The 16,543-nt window shown below is 71.6% G+C and carries 16 protein-coding genes; 10 read left to right on the forward strand and 6 right to left on the reverse strand.

All coding sequences use genetic code 11. From position 1 onward, the window contains the following. Positions 1 to 117 precede the first annotated feature (117 nt). From mshD to pstB, 8 genes are all read left to right on the forward strand, one after another. A complete protein-coding gene (gene mshD, locus ACIPYS_RS35395; protein ID WP_400754042.1) occupies positions 118 to 1,134 on the forward strand; it encodes a mycothiol synthase in 1,017 nt (338 codons plus the stop codon). 319 nt (positions 1,135 to 1,453) lie between these two features. Continuing rightward, a complete protein-coding gene (locus tag ACIPYS_RS35400) occupies positions 1,454 to 3,631 on the forward strand; it encodes an RNA degradosome polyphosphate kinase (protein ID WP_231977716.1) in 2,178 nt (725 codons plus the stop codon). Positions 3,632 to 3,871: 240 nt separating this feature from the next. Continuing rightward, positions 3,872 to 4,957 carry a CHAD domain-containing protein gene (locus tag ACIPYS_RS35405; protein WP_400754045.1) on the forward strand — a complete coding sequence of 362 codons (1,086 nt, stop codon included), beginning with the start codon at positions 3,872 to 3,874 and terminating at the stop codon, positions 4,955 to 4,957. 16 nt (positions 4,958 to 4,973) lie between these two features. Further along, positions 4,974 to 5,453, forward strand: a complete 480-nt coding sequence (locus tag ACIPYS_RS35410; RefSeq protein ID WP_093865027.1) for an NUDIX hydrolase — start codon at positions 4,974 to 4,976, stop codon at positions 5,451 to 5,453. 243 nt (positions 5,454 to 5,696) lie between these two features. Next, positions 5,697 to 6,833: a phosphate ABC transporter substrate-binding protein PstS gene (gene pstS / locus ACIPYS_RS35415; RefSeq protein WP_093861440.1), complete on the forward strand. Its 1,137-nt coding sequence runs from the start codon at positions 5,697 to 5,699 to the stop codon at positions 6,831 to 6,833. Positions 6,834 to 6,982: 149 nt separating this feature from the next. Next, positions 6,983 to 7,960, forward strand: a complete 978-nt coding sequence (gene pstC, locus ACIPYS_RS35420; protein WP_093861441.1) for a phosphate ABC transporter permease subunit PstC — start codon at positions 6,983 to 6,985, stop codon at positions 7,958 to 7,960. After that, positions 7,957 to 9,033, forward strand: coding sequence for a phosphate ABC transporter permease PstA (gene pstA, locus ACIPYS_RS35425; RefSeq protein ID WP_093861442.1), 1,077 nt, complete (start codon positions 7,957 to 7,959; stop codon positions 9,031 to 9,033). The genes pstC and pstA overlap by 4 nt, the downstream gene beginning before the upstream one ends. Positions 9,034 to 9,081: 48 nt before the next feature. Continuing rightward, positions 9,082 to 9,858 (forward strand): phosphate ABC transporter ATP-binding protein PstB, encoded by a 777-nt coding sequence (pstB, locus tag ACIPYS_RS35430; protein WP_093861443.1) that lies wholly within the window; start codon positions 9,082 to 9,084, stop codon positions 9,856 to 9,858. Positions 9,859 to 10,093: 235 nt separating this feature from the next. On the opposite strand, the gene ACIPYS_RS35435 is transcribed toward pstB, so the two are convergent. Continuing rightward, a complete protein-coding gene (locus ACIPYS_RS35435) occupies positions 10,094 to 11,092 on the reverse strand; it encodes an inorganic phosphate transporter (protein WP_093861444.1) in 999 nt (332 codons plus the stop codon). A gap of 5 nt (positions 11,093 to 11,097) precedes the next feature. Beyond that, the gene (locus ACIPYS_RS35440) at positions 11,098 to 11,718 is read right to left on the reverse strand and encodes a DUF47 domain-containing protein (protein WP_093861445.1); all 621 of its coding nucleotides are present in this window, start codon (positions 11,716 to 11,718) and stop codon (positions 11,098 to 11,100) included. Positions 11,719 to 12,174: 456 nt separating this feature from the next. On the opposite strand from ACIPYS_RS35440, the gene ACIPYS_RS35445 reads away from it, so the two are divergent. Next, on the forward strand, positions 12,175 to 12,567 hold the full coding sequence (locus ACIPYS_RS35445; RefSeq protein ID WP_231977717.1) for a metal-sensitive transcriptional regulator: 393 nt from the start codon (positions 12,175 to 12,177) through the stop codon (positions 12,565 to 12,567). A 44-nt stretch (positions 12,568 to 12,611) separates the two neighbouring features. Here the strand turns inward: ACIPYS_RS35445 and ACIPYS_RS35450 are convergent, their stop codons facing one another. Together ACIPYS_RS35450 and ACIPYS_RS35455 are read right to left on the reverse strand one after the other, a co-directional pair. Then, entirely contained in the window at positions 12,612 to 12,908 is a 297-nt protein-coding gene (locus ACIPYS_RS35450) for a hypothetical protein (protein ID WP_400754055.1), read from the reverse strand. Positions 12,909 to 13,080: 172 nt separating this feature from the next. Next, positions 13,081 to 13,992 (reverse strand): hypothetical protein, encoded by a 912-nt coding sequence (locus tag ACIPYS_RS35455; RefSeq protein ID WP_093861447.1) that lies wholly within the window; start codon positions 13,990 to 13,992, stop codon positions 13,081 to 13,083. Between the two features lie 165 nt (positions 13,993 to 14,157). Between ACIPYS_RS35455 and ACIPYS_RS35460 the strand changes: the two genes are divergently transcribed. Then, positions 14,158 to 14,349 (forward strand): hypothetical protein, encoded by a 192-nt coding sequence (locus ACIPYS_RS35460; RefSeq protein ID WP_400754058.1) that lies wholly within the window; start codon positions 14,158 to 14,160, stop codon positions 14,347 to 14,349. Positions 14,350 to 14,364: 15 nt separating this feature from the next. On the opposite strand, the gene ACIPYS_RS35465 is transcribed toward ACIPYS_RS35460, so the two are convergent. Continuing rightward, on the reverse strand, positions 14,365 to 15,105 hold the full coding sequence (locus ACIPYS_RS35465) for a phosphatase PAP2 family protein (protein WP_231977718.1): 741 nt from the start codon (positions 15,103 to 15,105) through the stop codon (positions 14,365 to 14,367). Between the two features lie 196 nt (positions 15,106 to 15,301). Next, on the reverse strand, positions 15,302 to 16,531 hold the full coding sequence (locus ACIPYS_RS35470; protein WP_400754062.1) for an NlpC/P60 family protein: 1,230 nt from the start codon (positions 16,529 to 16,531) through the stop codon (positions 15,302 to 15,304). Positions 16,532 to 16,543: the final 12 nt, after the last annotated feature.

Consider the following 16,543-nt stretch of genomic DNA (forward strand, 5'->3'; position numbering starts at 1 on the left):
GTACTGCAGGGGGGACCCTGTGGGAGAGTAGGACGCCGCCGAACAATCATTGTGAAGAACCCCCGTCGGGAAACCGGCGGGGGTTCTTTGCGTTGGCCGTTGACGTATCGTCAGGGCATGGACGAGCGAACGGCAACAACGGGCGACGCGACCACGGTCATCGCCTCCGACGTACTGCGGCCGGCCCAGCGGGACGCGGCCCTCCGGGTTCTGGCGGAGGCCCAGGCCGTGGACGGCCGGGCGGCCGTGTCCGAGCAGGGACGGCTCCGCCTGCGTTCCCCGGAGACGGCCCGGGCCGGAGTGACACACTTCCTCGCGCTCGCCGGCCCGGACGCGGACGCGGCGGGTGTCGTCGGCTACGGCCAGCTGGAGGTGCCGGACAACGGCGGGGCGAACCCGGCCGCCGAGCTCCTGGTCGCTCCGACCGACCGGGGCCGGGGCTTCGGCCGTCCGCTGGTGGACGCCGTACTGGCCGAGGCAGGCAAGGCCGGCCGGGACCATGTCGACTTCTGGGTGCACGGTGGCCACCCGGCGGCCCGGCACCTGGCCGACGCCTACGGTGCCGAGCTGGTCCGCGAACTGCGGCAGATGCGCCGGACCGGGCAGCAGACCGAGGAGGCCGCGCTCCCGGCCGGGATCGAGTTGCGGACCTTCCGCCCCGGCGAGGACGACGCCGACTGGCTCCGGCTGAACGCGCTCGCCTTCGCCCACCACCCGGAGCAGGGCTCCTGGACCGCGGAGGACCTCGCCGACCGGCTGGCCGAGCCCTGGTTCGACCCGGCCGGCTTCTTCCTCGCCACCCGCGACGGCAGGCCGGTCGGCTTCCACTGGACGAAGGTGCACCCGGCCACCGCCACCGAGCCCGAGCTCGGCGAGGTGTACGTGGTCGGCGTGGATCCGGCGGAGCAGGGCAGCGGCCTGGGCCGGGCGCTGACCGCGGCGGGCCTGCGTCATCTGACCGGCCGCGCCGCCGGGGAGCGGGGGCTGGACACCGTGCTGCTGTACGTCGACGCGGACAATCCGGCGGCGGTGCGGGTGTACGAACGGCTCGGGTTCACCGTCCACGAGATCGACCTGATGTACCGGGCCGGAGTCGGGTCGTCCGGGTCCGTTCCGCCGCCCCTTTCCGCGTAACGGAGAGTGACGGTCGAAAAAGGGCGCCCCGGCGCCGCCTAGCGGAGAGAAGGAGGCCGCGGCAACGGTTGTGCACCCGGTGCCGCGGCACTGACCGCCTCAGCTTTCCTCCTGGCCATGCGGTGTTTACCGTGGATTCAATTAATGCCGCGAAGATCACAGGATGAAGTCCGTAGTGTCTCGCTCGTGCAGCGTCGGCCGACACGTGGCCGGTGCTGTGGCGACCGCGCCGGGTGGGTGGGCGCTGGTGATGGGCGAGGGCGACGGCTCGAAGAGCATTTCGTGTCCGGACGCCGTCCTGCTGGAGGAGCTGGAGCCCATGAGCATCCCCCGCCCCGTCCCTGCCCCGCCCTCCCCACCCGCGCGGTTGTCCAGCGCGCTGGGGATACCGCCGGAGCCGACCGTCGCCGACGAGCAGGACGTCGAGGAACTGCCGCAGGGCCGCTTCCTGGACCGTGAGCGCAGTTGGCTCGCGTTCAACGAACGGGTCCTGGAACTGGCGGAGGACCCGGAGATCCCGTTGCTGGAACGCACCAAGTTCCTGGCGATCTTCGCGAGCAACCTCGACGAGTTCTTCATGGTCAGGGTGGCCGGCCTCAAGCGCAGGATCGCCACGGGTGTGGCCCAGCGCAGTGCCTCGGGCCTCCAGCCGCGCGAGGTGCTGGACCTCATCTGGACCCGGTCCCGCGAGCTGATGGCCCGCCATGCCGCCGCGTTCCAGCAGGAGGTGCTGCCGGACCTCGCGGCCCAGGGCATCGAGGTGGTCCGCTGGTCGGAGCTGGCGGAGAAGGAGCAGGCGCGGCTGCACTCGCTGTTCCGGCAGAAGATCTTCCCCGTGCTCACCCCGCTGGCGGTGGACCCGGCGCACCCCTTCCCCTACATATCGGGGCTCTCCCTCAATCTGGCCGTCGTCGTGCGCAACCCGGTGTCCGGGCACAAGCACTTCGCCCGGGTGAAGGTGCCGCAGTCGCTCGCCCGCTTCCTGGAGGCCTCCCCGCAGCGGTACGTGCCGCTGGAGGACGTCATGGGGGCGCATCTGGAGGAGCTCTTCCCGGGGATGGAGGTGCTCGCCCACCACGCGTTCCGGGTCACTCGCAACGAGGACCTGGAGGTGGAGGAGGACGACACCGAGAACATCCTCAAGGCCCTGGAGAAGGAGCTGATGCGGCGGCGCTTCGGCCCGCCGGTGCGGCTGGAGGTCGAGGAGTCGATCGACCCCTACATCCTGGACCTGCTGGTGCGGGAGCTGAACATCACCGAGGCGGAGGTCTTTCCGCTGCCCGGCCCGCTCGACCTGACCGGGCTGTTCGGTATCGCCGGGCTGGACCGGCAGGAGCTGAAGTACCCGAAGTTCGTGGCGGGCACCGCGCGCGGCCTGACCGATGTCGAGTCGGCCTCGCAGCCGGACATCTTCGCCGCGATGCGCGAGCGGGACGTGCTGCTGCACCACCCGTTCGACAGCTTCTCCACCTCGGTGCAGGCCTTCCTGGAGCAGGCCGCCGCCGACCCGGACGTGCTGGCGATCAAGCAGACGCTGTACCGGACCTCCGGGGACTCGCCGATCGTCGACGCGCTGATCGACGCGGCGGAGTCCGGCAAGCAGGTGCTGGTCCTGGTCGAGATCAAGGCGCGCTTCGACGAGCAGGCCAACATCAAGTGGGCCCGCAAGCTGGAGGAGGCCGGCTGCCACGTGGTCTACGGCCTGGTCGGGCTGAAGACGCACTGCAAGCTGTCGCTGGTGGTCCGGCAGGAGGGTGACACCCTGCGCCGCTACTCGCACGTCGGCACCGGCAACTACCACCCGAAGACCGCCCGGCTCTACGAGGACCTCGGTCTGCTGACCTCGGACCCGCAGGTCGGCGCGGACCTCTCGGACCTCTTCAACCGGCTCTCCGGCTATTCGCGCCGCGAGTCCTACCGCCGGCTGCTGACCGCGCCGCGGGGGCTTCGGGACGGTCTGGTGGGGCGGATCCACAACGAGATCGCCAACCACCGGGCCGGGCGTCCGGCGCACGTGAAGCTCAAGGTCAACTCGATCGTCGACGAGGCCGTGATCGATGCGCTGTACCGGGCCTCGCAGGCCGGGGTGCCGGTGGACGTGTGGGTGCGCGGCATCTGCGCGATCCGGCCCGGGGTGCCGGGACTGAGCGAGAACGTCCGGGTGCGCAGCATCCTGGGGCGGTTCCTGGAGCACTCGCGGGTCTTCGTGTTCGGCAACAACGGCGATCCGGAGGTGTGGATCGGCAGCGCCGACATGATGCACCGCAACCTGGACCGCCGGATCGAGGCGCTGCTGCGGATCACCGACCCGGCGCACCGGGCCGAGCTGTCCGGGCTGCTGGACCTCGGGATGTCGGACGAGACGGAGTCCTGGCACCTCGGGGCGGACGGGTCCTGGACCCGGCACGCCCAGGACGCCGACGGCAAGCAGCTGCGACACGTCCAGGACCTTCTCATCGACTCGCGTCAGCGCCGTCGGGCCGTCGCGGCCAGATGAGTGCCGGTCGCCGCCACGACCCCGCTGACGCCGGACGTGACGACGTGAGCCGCGACACCGCGCGGCGTGCCCGCACCGGACCGAACGGTGCGGGCCACGCCGCCGGGGGACACGACGGCACGAGATTCGACGACGCGACCGCGCGACCCACCGACGCGAGCCGCTGAGCGGTAGGGACCCGCTGAGCGGTCGGCCACCAGCCCCGGGGACGGCCCCGGGGGAACGGGGATCTACCTAGCCATGACCGAAGCGCCGATGACGGCCCAGGCGGCCTCGACCGCGACCGCCGGGGACATCCTCTCCAGCCATCTCACCGGCCTGGCGGGCGCGTTCCTGCGCGCCCTGCCGCTGGCGGTGGGCGAGGTCGGCGCGAGACCGGGTGCGGCGCCGGTCCCTTCCGCGGGCACGGGGGACCTGCTGCGGGCGGTGCGGCGGATCGGGGGGCTGCTGCACACCTTCGGCGCGGCCTTCGAGCCGGGCTGGGTCCAGGAGTCGCGCACCGAGCTGTCCTGGCTGCTGAACCTGCTGGCGCTGGAGCCGGGGCTGGTGCGGCGGTCGGCCCGGCTGCTGGGCGCGCTGGACGGGCTGAGCGGCAGCGAGACGGAGGGGCCGGGCATGCTGGCCGGTCACGCGGGCGCGCCCAAGGCGCGGGCGCTGCTGGACCGGCAGCTGACCCTGGCCCGGACGAGGGCGCACTCGACGGTGCTGCAGGAGCTGCGGTCGGCGCGGCTGCACGCGCTGGCGGACCGGATGACGCTGCTGGTGGCGGACGCGCCGCTGGCGAAGCCGGCCGAGGGCCGGGCCGGGGCGGTGCTGATGCCGCAGGCGGCGGCGGCGTTCGGGGCGCTGGCGGCGAGCACCCAGCTGCTGCCGTTGCAGCGGGCGGCGACGCCGTACGGCGGGGACGGGCTGCGTCGGCTGGGGTCGGTGCCCAGTGCGCGGGGCGCGCTGGACGCGGACGCGGCGCTGGCCGCGGACGACGCGCCGTGGCACCGGACCCGGGTGCTGGTGAAGCGGGCCCGGTACGCGCTGGAGGTGTGCGGGCGGCCGTCGGCGGTGCTGGACGACCTGGACCAGGTGCTGCTGCGGCACCAGGAGGCGTCGGAGGCGGCGGTGACGGCGGCGACGGCGGCGCGCACGCCGCGGATCACTCCGGCGACGGCGTACGTGCTGGGCGTGGTGCACGCCGATCAGCGGCTGGAGGTGGAGGCGGCACGGTACGCCTTCGGCCGACGCTGGCCGGAGCTGCCGCCGGGGGCGGAGGCGTGGCTGGAGCTGCCACCGGCCGAGGGCTGGGGGTCGGCGCCGGAATCGCGGACGGCCTGAGGTGGGCGGGCGGCCGGTGCCGGCGGACCGGTGGCCGGTCGGCCGTGGGCCGGTGGTGCTGGCGGCGGGGGCGGTGCTCTGGCTGCCGGGGCGGCCGAAGCGGAGCGGGCGGCTGGGCCGGCCGCGGCTGGCGGTGATCCACCGGCCGAAGTACGACGACTGGAGTCTGCCGAAGGGGAAGCTGGAGCCCGGCGAGAGCGTGGTCGAGGCGGCGCTGCGCGAGGTGCGGGAGGAGACCGGGTTCTCCTGCGTGCTGGGGGCGGAGCTGCCGACCCAGCACTATCTGGCGCAGGGCCGGCCGAAGGAGGTCCGGTACTGGGCGGCGGTGCCGACGGAAGGGTCGTTCCGGCCGAACCGGGAGGTGGACCTGTTGGAGTGGCTGCCGGCCGGGAAGGCGCGGGCGCGGCTGACCCATGAGCGGGACCGGCGGTTGGTGGACGCGCTGCTGGCGTTGCTGGGGGCGAAGCCGGTGAGGTCGCGGGACCGGGAGTCGTGAAGGAAGAGTGGAAGTGATCTTCCCGCGCTCTTGCCGTGACGCAACCGTTACTACCTGGCCTAGTTTCCTGTCATCCGTCCGAGGTTCACTCTGCGTTCACTTACGACCGGCTGACGCGTCACCTGCCCGGCTTACTTTCGGTATCACCGGCGGGCCGAACGGGCCCCGGACCTCAGCAAAACCCGTGCTGCGTCGTGCTTGCCACGACCCGCGCGTCGGGCAATGCCACAGAAAGGGACACCTGTGAAGCTCCAGCGGAACGGCCGCTCCAAGGCCCTCGCGATCGGTGCCATGGCGCTCGTCAGCTCGCTGTCGCTCGCGGCCTGCGGCTCGGACGATAACAACACCACCGCGTCCACCGGCGCCAGCGGCTCCTCCGCCGCGGCCCCGGCGATCGACTGCGGCCCGAAGCAGGCCCCCCTGGTGGCCGCGGGCTCCACCGCCCAGGGCAACGCGATCGACATCCTGAAGAACAACTTCGGCGCGGCCTGCAAGGACACCACCATCAACTACGGTGGCGGCGGCTCCGGTGCCGGTGTCCAGCAGTTCAACCAGGGCAAGATCCAGTTCGCCGGCTCGGACTCGGCGCTGAAGCCGGCCGAGGTCGACGCCAGCAAGGCCGTCTGCACCGGTGGCCAGGGCATCAACCTGCCGGTCGTCGCGGGCCTGATCTCGATCGTCTACAACGTCGAGGGCGTCGACAACCTCGTCCTGGACGGCCCGACGGTCGCGAAGATCTTCGACTCGCAGATCACCAAGTGGAACGACCCGGCCATCGTCGCCCTGAACCCGGGTGCCAAGCTGCCGGACGCCGACATCCAGGCGTTCCACCGCACCGACGACTCGGGCACCACCGAGAACCTGACCAAGTACTTCGCCAAGACCTCGGGCGGCGCCTGGTCCTACCCGGCCAGCAAGGCGTGGGCGGGCAAGGGCGGCCAGGGCGCCAGCGGCTCGGCCGGTGTCTCGGCCCAGGTGAAGCAGGTCAAGAACTCGGTCAGCTACGCCGAGCTGTCGTTCGCCCAGACCAACAACCTGAAGAGCGCCGCCATCAACACCGGTGCCGCCAAGCCGGTCGAGGCCACCGCGGTCAACGCCGCGAACACCTTCGCCAAGGCGCAGATCGCCGGCACCGGCAGCGACCTGGCGCTGACCCTCGACTACGCGACCAAGGACGAGGGCTCCTACCCGCTGGTCCTGGTCACCTACGAGATCGTCTGCGACAAGGGCAACAAGGCCGACACGCTGGACGCCCTGAAGGCCTTCCTGGGCTACTCCATCAGTGACGCGGGCCAGAAGGCGATCGGCGACGCGGGCTACGTCCCGCTGCCGAAGGAGCTGACCGGCAAGGTCACCGCCGCGGTCAAGGCCCTCGCCTGATCCAGTAGCACCCTCCGCTGGGGCGGCCCCGTGAACGAGGGGGGCCGGGGCCGTCCCCAGCGGAACGTACCGACGTACGCACCACGTCCGGGGCACCGCCGCCATGGTGCCGCCCCCTCGGGGCCGCACCACCAGACCGGAGTAGACCAATGACTTCAAACACCCCTGCCGCCCCGCCCGGCGGGGAGCGCCGCCGGCGCGACAGCCGGGTCGGCGACAAGATCTTCATGAACCTGTCCCGCGGGTCGGGCATCCTGCTGCTGGTGGTCATGGCCGCCATCGCGGGCTTCCTGACCTGGCGCTCGGGCATCGCCCTGAGCAAGAACGAGGGCAACTTCTTCACCACCTTCGAGTGGACGCCGGACGCCCCGAAGCCGGTCTTCGGCATCGCCGTCCTGGTGTTCGGCACCATCGTCAGCGCGACGATCGCGATGGCGATCGCCGTGCCGGTGGCGATCGGGATCGCGCTGTTCATCTCCCACTACGCCCCGCGCCGGATCGCCCAGCCGTTCGCCTACCTGGTGGACCTGCTGGCGGCCGTGCCCAGCATCATCTACGGCCTGTGGGGCGCGCTCTTCCTGGTTCCGCACCTGGAGGGCCTGACCAGCTGGATGGACGACTACCTCGGCTGGACGTACATCTTCGACCAGTCCCGGGCGACCACCCCGCGCAACCTGTTCACCGTCGGCATCCTGCTGGCGATCATGATCCTCCCGATCATCACCGCGGTCAGCCGTGAGATCTTCCGGCAGGTGCCGCGGATGCACGAGGAGGCCGCGCTCGCGCTCGGCGCGACCCGCTGGGAGATGATCCGCACCGCGGTGCTGCCGTTCGGTCGCCCGGGCATCATCTCGGCCTCGATGCTCGGCCTCGGCCGCGCGCTCGGCGAGACCATCGCGGTCGCCATCGTGCTCTCCTCCAGCAGCGTCCTCTCGCTGCACGTGCTCGACCCGGGCGGCGGCACCTTCGCGCAGAACATCGCGCTGAAGTTCAGCGAGGCCCAGCCCTTCGGCCGGGACGCGCTGATGGCCTCCGGTCTCGTCCTGTTCGTCATCACCTTGCTGGTGAACGGTGCCGCGCGCCTGATCGTGGCCCGCCGCAAGGAGTACTCGGGGGCCAACGCATGAGCGCCGCAACGACGTCGGTCCCGGCGGACGCCCGTCCGCTGGGCCGTCCACTGACCGCCAACCGGCTGCCCAAGTGGGCCCCGGCCGCCACGGCGGCCGGCTCCATCGCCCTCGGCTGCGGCATCGGCGCGGTCGGCGGTCTGGAGAGCAAGCTCCAGTGGGGCCTGATCTCCGCGATCCTCTTCGTGGTCATCGGCTACGTGCTCTCGGCGCAGGTCGAGGGCCGCCGCCAGGCCAAGGACCGGCTCGCCACCTCGGTGGTCTGGGTCGCCTTCATCCTGGCCGTGATCCCGCTGCTCGCCCTGACCATCTACACCGTCCAGCAGGGCGCCAAGGTGGTGGACGGGAACTTCCTGTCCCACTCCATGCGGGGTGTGCGGGCCTCCGGCCCCGGCGGTGGTATCTACCACGCGCTGATCGGCACCCTGCAGCAGGTCTTCCTGGCCAGCCTGATGGCCGCCCCGATCGGCCTGCTGACCGCCGTCTACCTGGTCGAGTACGGCCGGGGCAAGCTGGCCAAGGCGGTCACCTTCTTCGTCGACGTCATGACGGGTGTCCCGTCGATCGTCGCCGGTCTGTTCATCCTGTCCGTCTGGAACCTCGCCCTCGGCTTCAACTACTCCGGTTTCTCGGGCAGCCTCGCGCTGGCCATCCTGATGCTGCCGGTCGTGGTCCGATCCACCGAGGAGATGCTCAAGCTCGTTCCGAACGAGCTGCGCGAGGCGTCGTACGCGCTCGGCGTGCCGAAGTGGAAGACGATTCTCCGGATCGTCATCCCCACCGCCATCGGCGGCATCACCACCGGTGTGATGCTCGCGGTCGCCCGCATCACGGGTGAGACCGCACCGGTGATGCTGCTGGTCTTCGGCGCGGACTACATCAACAACAACCCGTTCGACGGGCCGCAGCAGTCGCTGCCGATGTACATCTGGCTGCAGTACTCCCAGGTGAACAACCAGTACGGCTACGCCCGTGCCTGGGGTGCCGCGCTCGTGCTGATCGCCTTCGTGATGGGGCTCAACCTCATCGCCCGGGGCATCGCCCGCTGGCGTTCGCCCAAGGCCGGGCACTGAGCGACCGACTGACGTACGACGACGAAGACTGAGAGAAGACGAACGATCATGGCCAAGCGCATCGACGTCAGCGGACTGTCCGCCTACTACGGCTCCACCAAGGCCATCGAGGACATCTCGATGGCGATCGAACCCCGCTCGGTGACGGCCTTCATCGGCCCCTCCGGCTGCGGCAAGTCCACCTTCCTGCGGACCCTCAACCGGATGCACGAGGTGATCCCGGGCGCCCGCGTCGAGGGCAAGGTGCTCCTGGACGACGAGAACCTGTACGGCACCAGCGTCGACCCGGTCGCCGTCCGCCGCTCGGTCGGCATGGTCTTCCAGCGTCCGAACCCGTTCCCGACCATGTCGATCTACGACAACGTGGTCGCCGGTCTCAAGCTCGCGGGTGTCCGCAAGAAGTCCGTGCTGGACGGCGTGGTGGAGAAGTCCCTCCAGGGCGCCAACCTCTGGAACGAGGTCAAGGACCGGCTGAACAAGCCGGGCGCCGGCCTCTCCGGCGGTCAGCAGCAGCGCCTCTGCATCGCCCGCGCCATCGCGGTCGAGCCGCAGGTCCTGCTGATGGACGAGCCCTGCTCGGCCCTCGACCCGATCTCGACCCTCGCCATCGAGGACCTGATCGGCGAGCTGAAGTCCCAGTTCACCATCGTCATCGTGACGCACAACATGCAGCAGGCGGCCCGCGTCAGCGACCGCACCGCCTTCTTCAACCTGGCCGGCGTCGGCCAGCCGGGCAAGCTGATCGAGCTGGACGACACCCAGCGGATCTTCTCCAACCCGTCCGTGCAGGCGACCGAGGACTACATCTCCGGCCGCTTCGGCTAGACCGCCGGACCGCGCGGGCAGCGCGTCACAGGCTGCTTCGCGGTGCTGCATGGCGGTGCCGCCGCGAAGCATGAGAAGGGCCCGCCCCCGGTCTCCGGGGGCGGGCCCTGTCGCGTCGCCGTCCGCGTCGCCGTCCGCGTCGCTGTCCGTGCTGGTGCCTGTGTGCCTGTGTGCCTGTGTGCCTGTGTGTCCGCGTGTCCGCTTCGGTGTCCGGGGCCGGACGGGTGCGGGCCGGTCAGCCCCAGAACAGGTGGACGAACCAGTACACCAGCGCCGCCACCAGGGCGGCGGCCGGCATGGTGATGAACCAGCCGAGCACGATGTTCTTGGCGACGCCCCAGCGCACCGCGCGGATCCGCTTGGTGGCACCCGCACCCATGATCGCCGAGGTGATCACGTGGGTGGTGGAGATCGGCGCCTTGAAGACGAACGAGGTGATGTACATGACGGTCGAGGCGGTGGCCTCGGCGGCGAAGCCCTGCGGCGGGTCGAGCTCGATGATCTTCCGGCCCAGGGTCCGCATGATCCGCCAGCCGCCGGCGTAGGTGCCGAGCGAGAGCATGGTCGCGCAGGAGATCTTCACCCAGACCGGGATCGGGTCGTCCGGGCTCTCGTGACCCGAGATCACCAGGGCCATCACCACGATGCCCATGGTCTTCTGGGCGTCCTGCAGACCGTGCGCGAGCGCCATGGCGGCGGCCGAGGCGGTCTGCGCGACCCGGAAGTTGCGCTTGGCCCGGTGCGGGTTGGCCCGGCGGAACAGCCAGAGGATCGCCAGCATCACCAGGAAGCCGCCGACCAGGCCGACCACCGGGGAGACGATCATCGGGATGATGATCTTGTCGACGACGCCGCTCCAGATCACCTCGGTGCCGCCGGCCAGGGCCGCGCCGACCATGCCGCCGAACAGCGCGTGCGAGGAGGAGGAGGGGAGGCCGAAGTACCAGGTGACGAGGTTCCAGGCGATCGCACCGACCAGCGCGGCGAACAGGATCGCCATCCCCTGGTTGCCGGTCGGGGTCTCGATGATGCCCTGGGAGACGGTGTGCGCCACCCCGCTGCCCAGGAAGGCGCCGGCCAGGTTCATCACCGCGGCCATCGCCAGCGCCGCCCTGGGCGTCAGCGCCCGGGTGGAGACCGAGGTCGCGATCGCGTTGGCCGAGTCGTGGAAGCCGTTGGTGTAGGTGAAGAAGAACGCAACGCCGACGACGGCGATGAGTGCTGCCATGTCCACGGGGGTCAGGACTCCTTGACCGCGATGGTCTCCACCGTGTTGGCGACGTGCTCGAAGGCGTCCGCGGCCTGTTCGAGGACGTCCACGACCTGCTTCAGCTTGAGCACCTCGATCGCCTCGTACTGGCCGGAGAAGAGGTGGGCGAGCAGCTTGCGGTGGATCTGGTCGGCCTGGTTCTCCAGCCGGTTGACCTCGATCCAGTACTCGGTCAGGTTGGACATGCTCCGCAGGTTCGGCATCGCCCCGGCGGTCAGCTCGGCGGCGCGGGCCAGGACCTCGATCTGCTGCTCGATGCCCTTCGGCAGGGTCTGGATGTCATAGAGGACGACCAGGTCGACGGCCTCCTCCATGAAGTCCATGATGTCGTCCAGCGACGAGGCGAGGTTGTAGATGTCCTCGCGGTCGAAGGGCGTGATGAAGGACGAGTTCAGCTGGTGGAAGATCGCATGGGTGGTGTCGTCTCCGGCGTGCTCGGCGGCGCGCATGCGCTCGACGATCTCCGCGCGGGCCGACACGTCTGATCCCAGCAGTTCCAGCAGGAGCTTCGAGCCCACGACCAGGTTCTCCGCGGCGGCGGCGAACATGTCGTAGAAACTCGTCTCCTTCGGGGTCAGGCTAAAACGCACGGAAATCTCCGATGTGCGGGGTAGGGGACTGAACGATGCTAGGTGCAACCGCGCGTGGGCGCGCAAACGGGGTGGCCGAAAAGGAGTCGGAACCTCCCCTTCCGTTCGGCTGCCGCAACGGTGGGTCCGATGCACCACAGGCACGGGCGTGAGCCCCCAGTCTGACGGAACCTCGCCCGGATTGCCCCTGCCGTGCGGGCGGAACGGCGGGGTGTTGCCCGGACGGGGGAACCCGGCTCCGGCCGGGAACCGACGCCGCCGTTCCCGGCCCACTGCCGCTCCCGGCCCGGCGTGGGTCCGGCGTCGACCGCTCGACGAGCCGCGGTCGGGCCTTCGCCGCGCCTTCGTCGGGCCTTCGTCGGCCGGCTCCGGGCCGACGCTGCCGGAGGAACACCACGACGGGCCCGGGTGTTGGACACTGGAGGCCGACGCAGCCACCCAGACGAAGGCGGGCCGATGACCACCACGCAAGCGCGTACCGGGCCGGAGCAGGCGCCCGGGGCGGAACCGCAGGGCGAGCACGCGGTCTCCCCGGACACCGCCGGGTCCGCACACACCGGTCACGGCCCGCACGGGTACAGCGCCCAGAAGGACGCGCACCTCAAGCGGCTGCGCCGGATCGAGGGCCAGATCCGCGGCCTCCAGCGGATGGTCGACGAGGACGTCTACTGCATCGACGTGCTGACCCAGGTCTCGGCCAGCACCAAGGCCCTGCAGTCCTTCGCCCTCTCCCTGCTCGAGGAGCACCTGCGGCACTGCGTCGCGGCCGCCGCCGAGGAGGGCGGGAGCGAGCTGGACGCCAAGGTCGCCGAGGCCACCGCGGCGATCGCCCGGCTGCTGCGGAGCTGAGCCCGGCGCGGCCGGCGGCGCCGGCGGTCCGGGTGCCGCAGGGCCTACGGGTCCCGCGGGTCCGGTGACGCCTGCGGGTCCGGTGACGCCTGCGGGTCCGACGACGTCCGCGGGTCCGGCAGCTCCCGCGGGTCCGGCAGCTCCCGCGGGTCCGCCGACTCCGGCGCGGATGCGGGTACCGGGCCGGCGTCGGGCCGGTCGAGCAGCACCTCGTCGATCCGCTCGGTCGGCAGCCGGTCACCGCTGCTGGCCGTGGCGGCGATCATCAGCTCACCGGCCAGCTCGATCTCGTCGAGGGCCGCGTCGTCGTGGCCGCCGCTGCGGTCGCCCGTGGACGCCATCACCTGCACCACCCCTTCAGCGCCTCACCAGCCCGGGCGGCAGCCACCCGACGTCCAGCCTAGGCACTTCGGAGCCCGTCCACATGGCACGGACGGGCCATCTCGGCGCCGCCGAAACGGGTGGGCTCCGGGACTCCCGGGCCCACCCGGACCGGCGGCCTCCCACGCCGAGCTACTTCGGGCTCTCACCGGGTTTCATGGTGAAGATGTCCGAGGCGGCGGGCTCGGCGGCCTCCACCGGCTTGCCGAAGTCCGTCAGTGTGGTGGTCGAGACCACCTTCACCTGGTCCTTCGCCTCCTTGGACCCGGCCACCCCGGCGAAGGTGAAGACCTCGACCACCTTGTGCAGCCGGCCCTGGTCGTCCAGCCAGGCGTCGTAGGGCACGTCCTTCACGGTGAAGGTCTGTGCCCCCATCCGCAGGCCGTCCCCGCCCCGTCCGCCGGTGGCGTCGGCCGCCTTGGCGAGGTCCAGGGTGCCGCGGAAGTGCTTCAGCGGCACCCCGTCGACCGTCTCGGTGCCCACCGCCTCGGCCTTCTGCGCCCCGCGCAGCGCGCCCGCGGCGGAGGCCGGGTCGGTGGCGCCACCGCTGACCAGGTTGCCGTCCGGCAGCTGGCGGACGTCCAGCTTGACCCACTTGCCCTCCGGCACCTTGGCGCCGCTGTTCTGGAGGTAGACGGTGCCGGGCAGCAGCACCTCGACGATCTTGCCGGTGGTCGCCGCACCGGGCGGCACCTGCACCTCCAGCCGGCCGATCCGCTTCACGTAGTCGTAGCCGCCGGTGCCGGTGAAGACGGCCTTCTTGTCGGCGGACTCGGTCACCAGCTCGGTGGCGGCGTGCGCCGAACCGGCCCGGCCGGTGATGTCCGCGGTGCCCCGGACCGCCGTCAGCGGGTCGGTGGAGAGCTGGTCCGGGGTGCTGCTGGCCTGCTGGTCGGCCGATGCGCCCCCGGCGCTGTCCGGCGAGCAGCCGGCCAGTCCGGCCGCGCCGGTGAGGACGGCGGCGAGCAGCACGGCCCCCGCCGCCGGCCGCGGCCGCCGCTCCGCCCGGCCGACCGTTCGGCCGGTGCGCTGCTGGTCGGTCATCTTCATCCTCGCGAAACCCCCTCGGGCCCGACTGCCCCGCCGGCCACCACCAGGGGGTGGGCAGAGCTCTTTCCGGGCAAACGAGTTGGGGCGTGAGGGGTTACGCGGGACCCGGCGCGTTCCGGATGTCGCGCGCCGGTGGCCCGGCGCGTTACCGTGAACCACGTGCACAGTGAGCTGCCGGACGTTTCCGGCACTGCCCGGATGCCCGAGCACCGTGTCGCGATCAGCGAACGCGGTTCCTTCTGCTTCGCGACCTGCAGCTGCGGCTGGTTCTCCCCGGCCCGGCGCTCGCGCGACCTCGCCCGCCGCGAGGCCGACGACCACCTGGCCGGTCACGGCACCGCCCCGGCGTAGGGCGGGCCGTGCGGATCACGCGGCCAGGTCGGACTCGGGCCGCGGTTCCTCGGCGCGGACCGTGCCACGCGTTCCGCCGCCGCGTCGCCCCCGCCCACCGCGCCCGGGTCCCCGCCCGCCGCCGCCGGACTCGCCGCGCCGTCGGGCGCGGACCAGCGGGGCGAGCGGGGTGCGGGTCAGGGCGTGGCAGAGCGGGACGAGCACGGCCATCGCGATCGGCGCCAGCAGCAGCACCACGGCGACGGCCAGCGCGAAGCCGCCGATCACGTCGGTGGGGTAGTGGACGCCCATGTACATCCGGCAGAAGCCCTGCAGCAGGGCCAGGCCGCCGGCGATCCAGCCCAGCCGCCGGTTCACCAGGAAGAGTGCCACCGCGATGCCCATCGACATCGTGGAGTGGTCGCTGACGAAGGAGTAGGTGCCGGCCTTGCCCTCGACCAGCACCTCCAGGTCGGGGTGGTCGACGAAGGGCCGGGGGCGGTCCACGATCGCCGCGATCGGCAGGTTGGCGAGCTCGGCGATGGCGACCGACAGCGGGGCCCAGAGCAGTCCGGCGACCGCCACCGGGGCGTCCGGACGCCGCCGGGCCTGCAGCCAGCCGACCAGGCCCAGCAGTGCGAGGCCGATCAGGATGCCGTACTCGCCGATCCAGGAGACCAGGTGGTCCAGTCGGGCCGGGGCGTGTTTGGCCAGGCCGTTGACGGCGTAGAGCAGGCCGAGGTCGGGGTTGGTCGTGTCGGCAAGCGGCGTCGACACGCCGCACCTCCTTCTGGTCCGCTGCACCTGGATCGTTCCGGCCGTGGCCCGTCCGCCGTCGCCCAGGTCAGGGCGGCTGACGGAAGGCCAACGGACACAACGTCATAACCGACGGACAGCGTTCCACGGAAACGCGCGGTTATGGAAACTTGACTCAGCGTCCACGCGGCGCGCACACCGGCCGGGCGGTCGCGGATCAGTTCTTTGCGGGGGTTTGACCGGAACCGGCCGGTCCGGTGGCGGCGACCGCGGTGGGCCGGGCGGCCGGGGCCGCCTGTGCCGCCTGGGCCGCCGGCGCCGCGGGGGCGGGGCTGCCGGGCGCGGTCGGCCCCGGAGTGCCGGGTGCCGGGGTCGTGGCCGGGGCCGGGGTTGCCGCCGGGTCGCCGGGGCGGCTGGGGGCGATCACCCCGCCCTCGGCGTTGCGGTTCGGCAGGGCCTGGGCGGCGTCCGAGGTCACCCGGGTGGCGCCGATGTACTCCTTGGTGTCGATCTTGTCGTAGCGGATCACCGCACCGGTGTGCGGGGCGTTGATCATGTACCCGCCGCCGACGTAGATGCCGACGTGGTGGATGGAGCGCGGGTCGGTCAGATCGGTCGCCCAGAACACCAGGTCGCCCGGGCGCAGCTGGTCGCGGGACGGGTGCGGGCCGGCGTACCACTGGTCGTTGGCGACCCGGGGCAGGATGATGCCGACGCTCTCGAACGCCGCCTTGGTGAGCCCGGAGCAGTCGAACCGCCCGTTCTGCCAGGCGAGCCCGTCCCCGCCCCACAGGTACGGGGTGCCGAGCTTGCCCTGGGCGAAGTAGATCGCCCCGGCGGACTGCGCGGAGACCTCCACCGGTGCGTCCGGGGCGGCGAAGCTGCGGGCGGTGGCCAGGATGTTCCGCACGTATCCCTGGGTCTCCCGGTAGGGCGGCACGCCCTGGTACTTCGTCACCGCGCCCGGCCCGGCGTTGTAGGCGGCCAGCATGTTCGACTGGCGGTCGCCCGGGACCTTGCCGACGTAGGTGGCGAGCGCGCAGTCGAAGGTGGCGGCCGAGGCGATCGCGTCCAGCGGCTCCCAGGGGTCCTTCCGGCCGTCGTTGTTGCCGTCCGTGCCGTACGTCGCCCAGGTGGCCGGCATGAACTGCGCCAGTCCCTCCGCCCCGACCCCGGAACGGGCCCGTGGGTCGAAACCGCTTTCCTGGTACAACTGCGCCGCGAGCAACGGGGGGGAGAGATCGGGGCAGAGCCGGCCCCACTGTTCGATCGGGCCTTGGTACGCGGCCGGAACGGTTCCCGGGGAGAGTCCGGCCGCATTGCCCTGGCGCTGCGGAGTCCCGCTCGCCGCATACGTCCCGAACGTCACCAGCCCGACGAAGCCGACCGCGACAACTCCTGCGGCAGCGGCGGCCGTAGCGCCCTTCCGGAGTACCATCAGCACCATCCCGACGAATCG

Source organism: Kitasatospora sp. NPDC089913, assembly GCF_044748625.1.
Lineage (GTDB): Bacteria > Actinomycetota > Actinomycetes > Streptomycetales > Streptomycetaceae > Kitasatospora.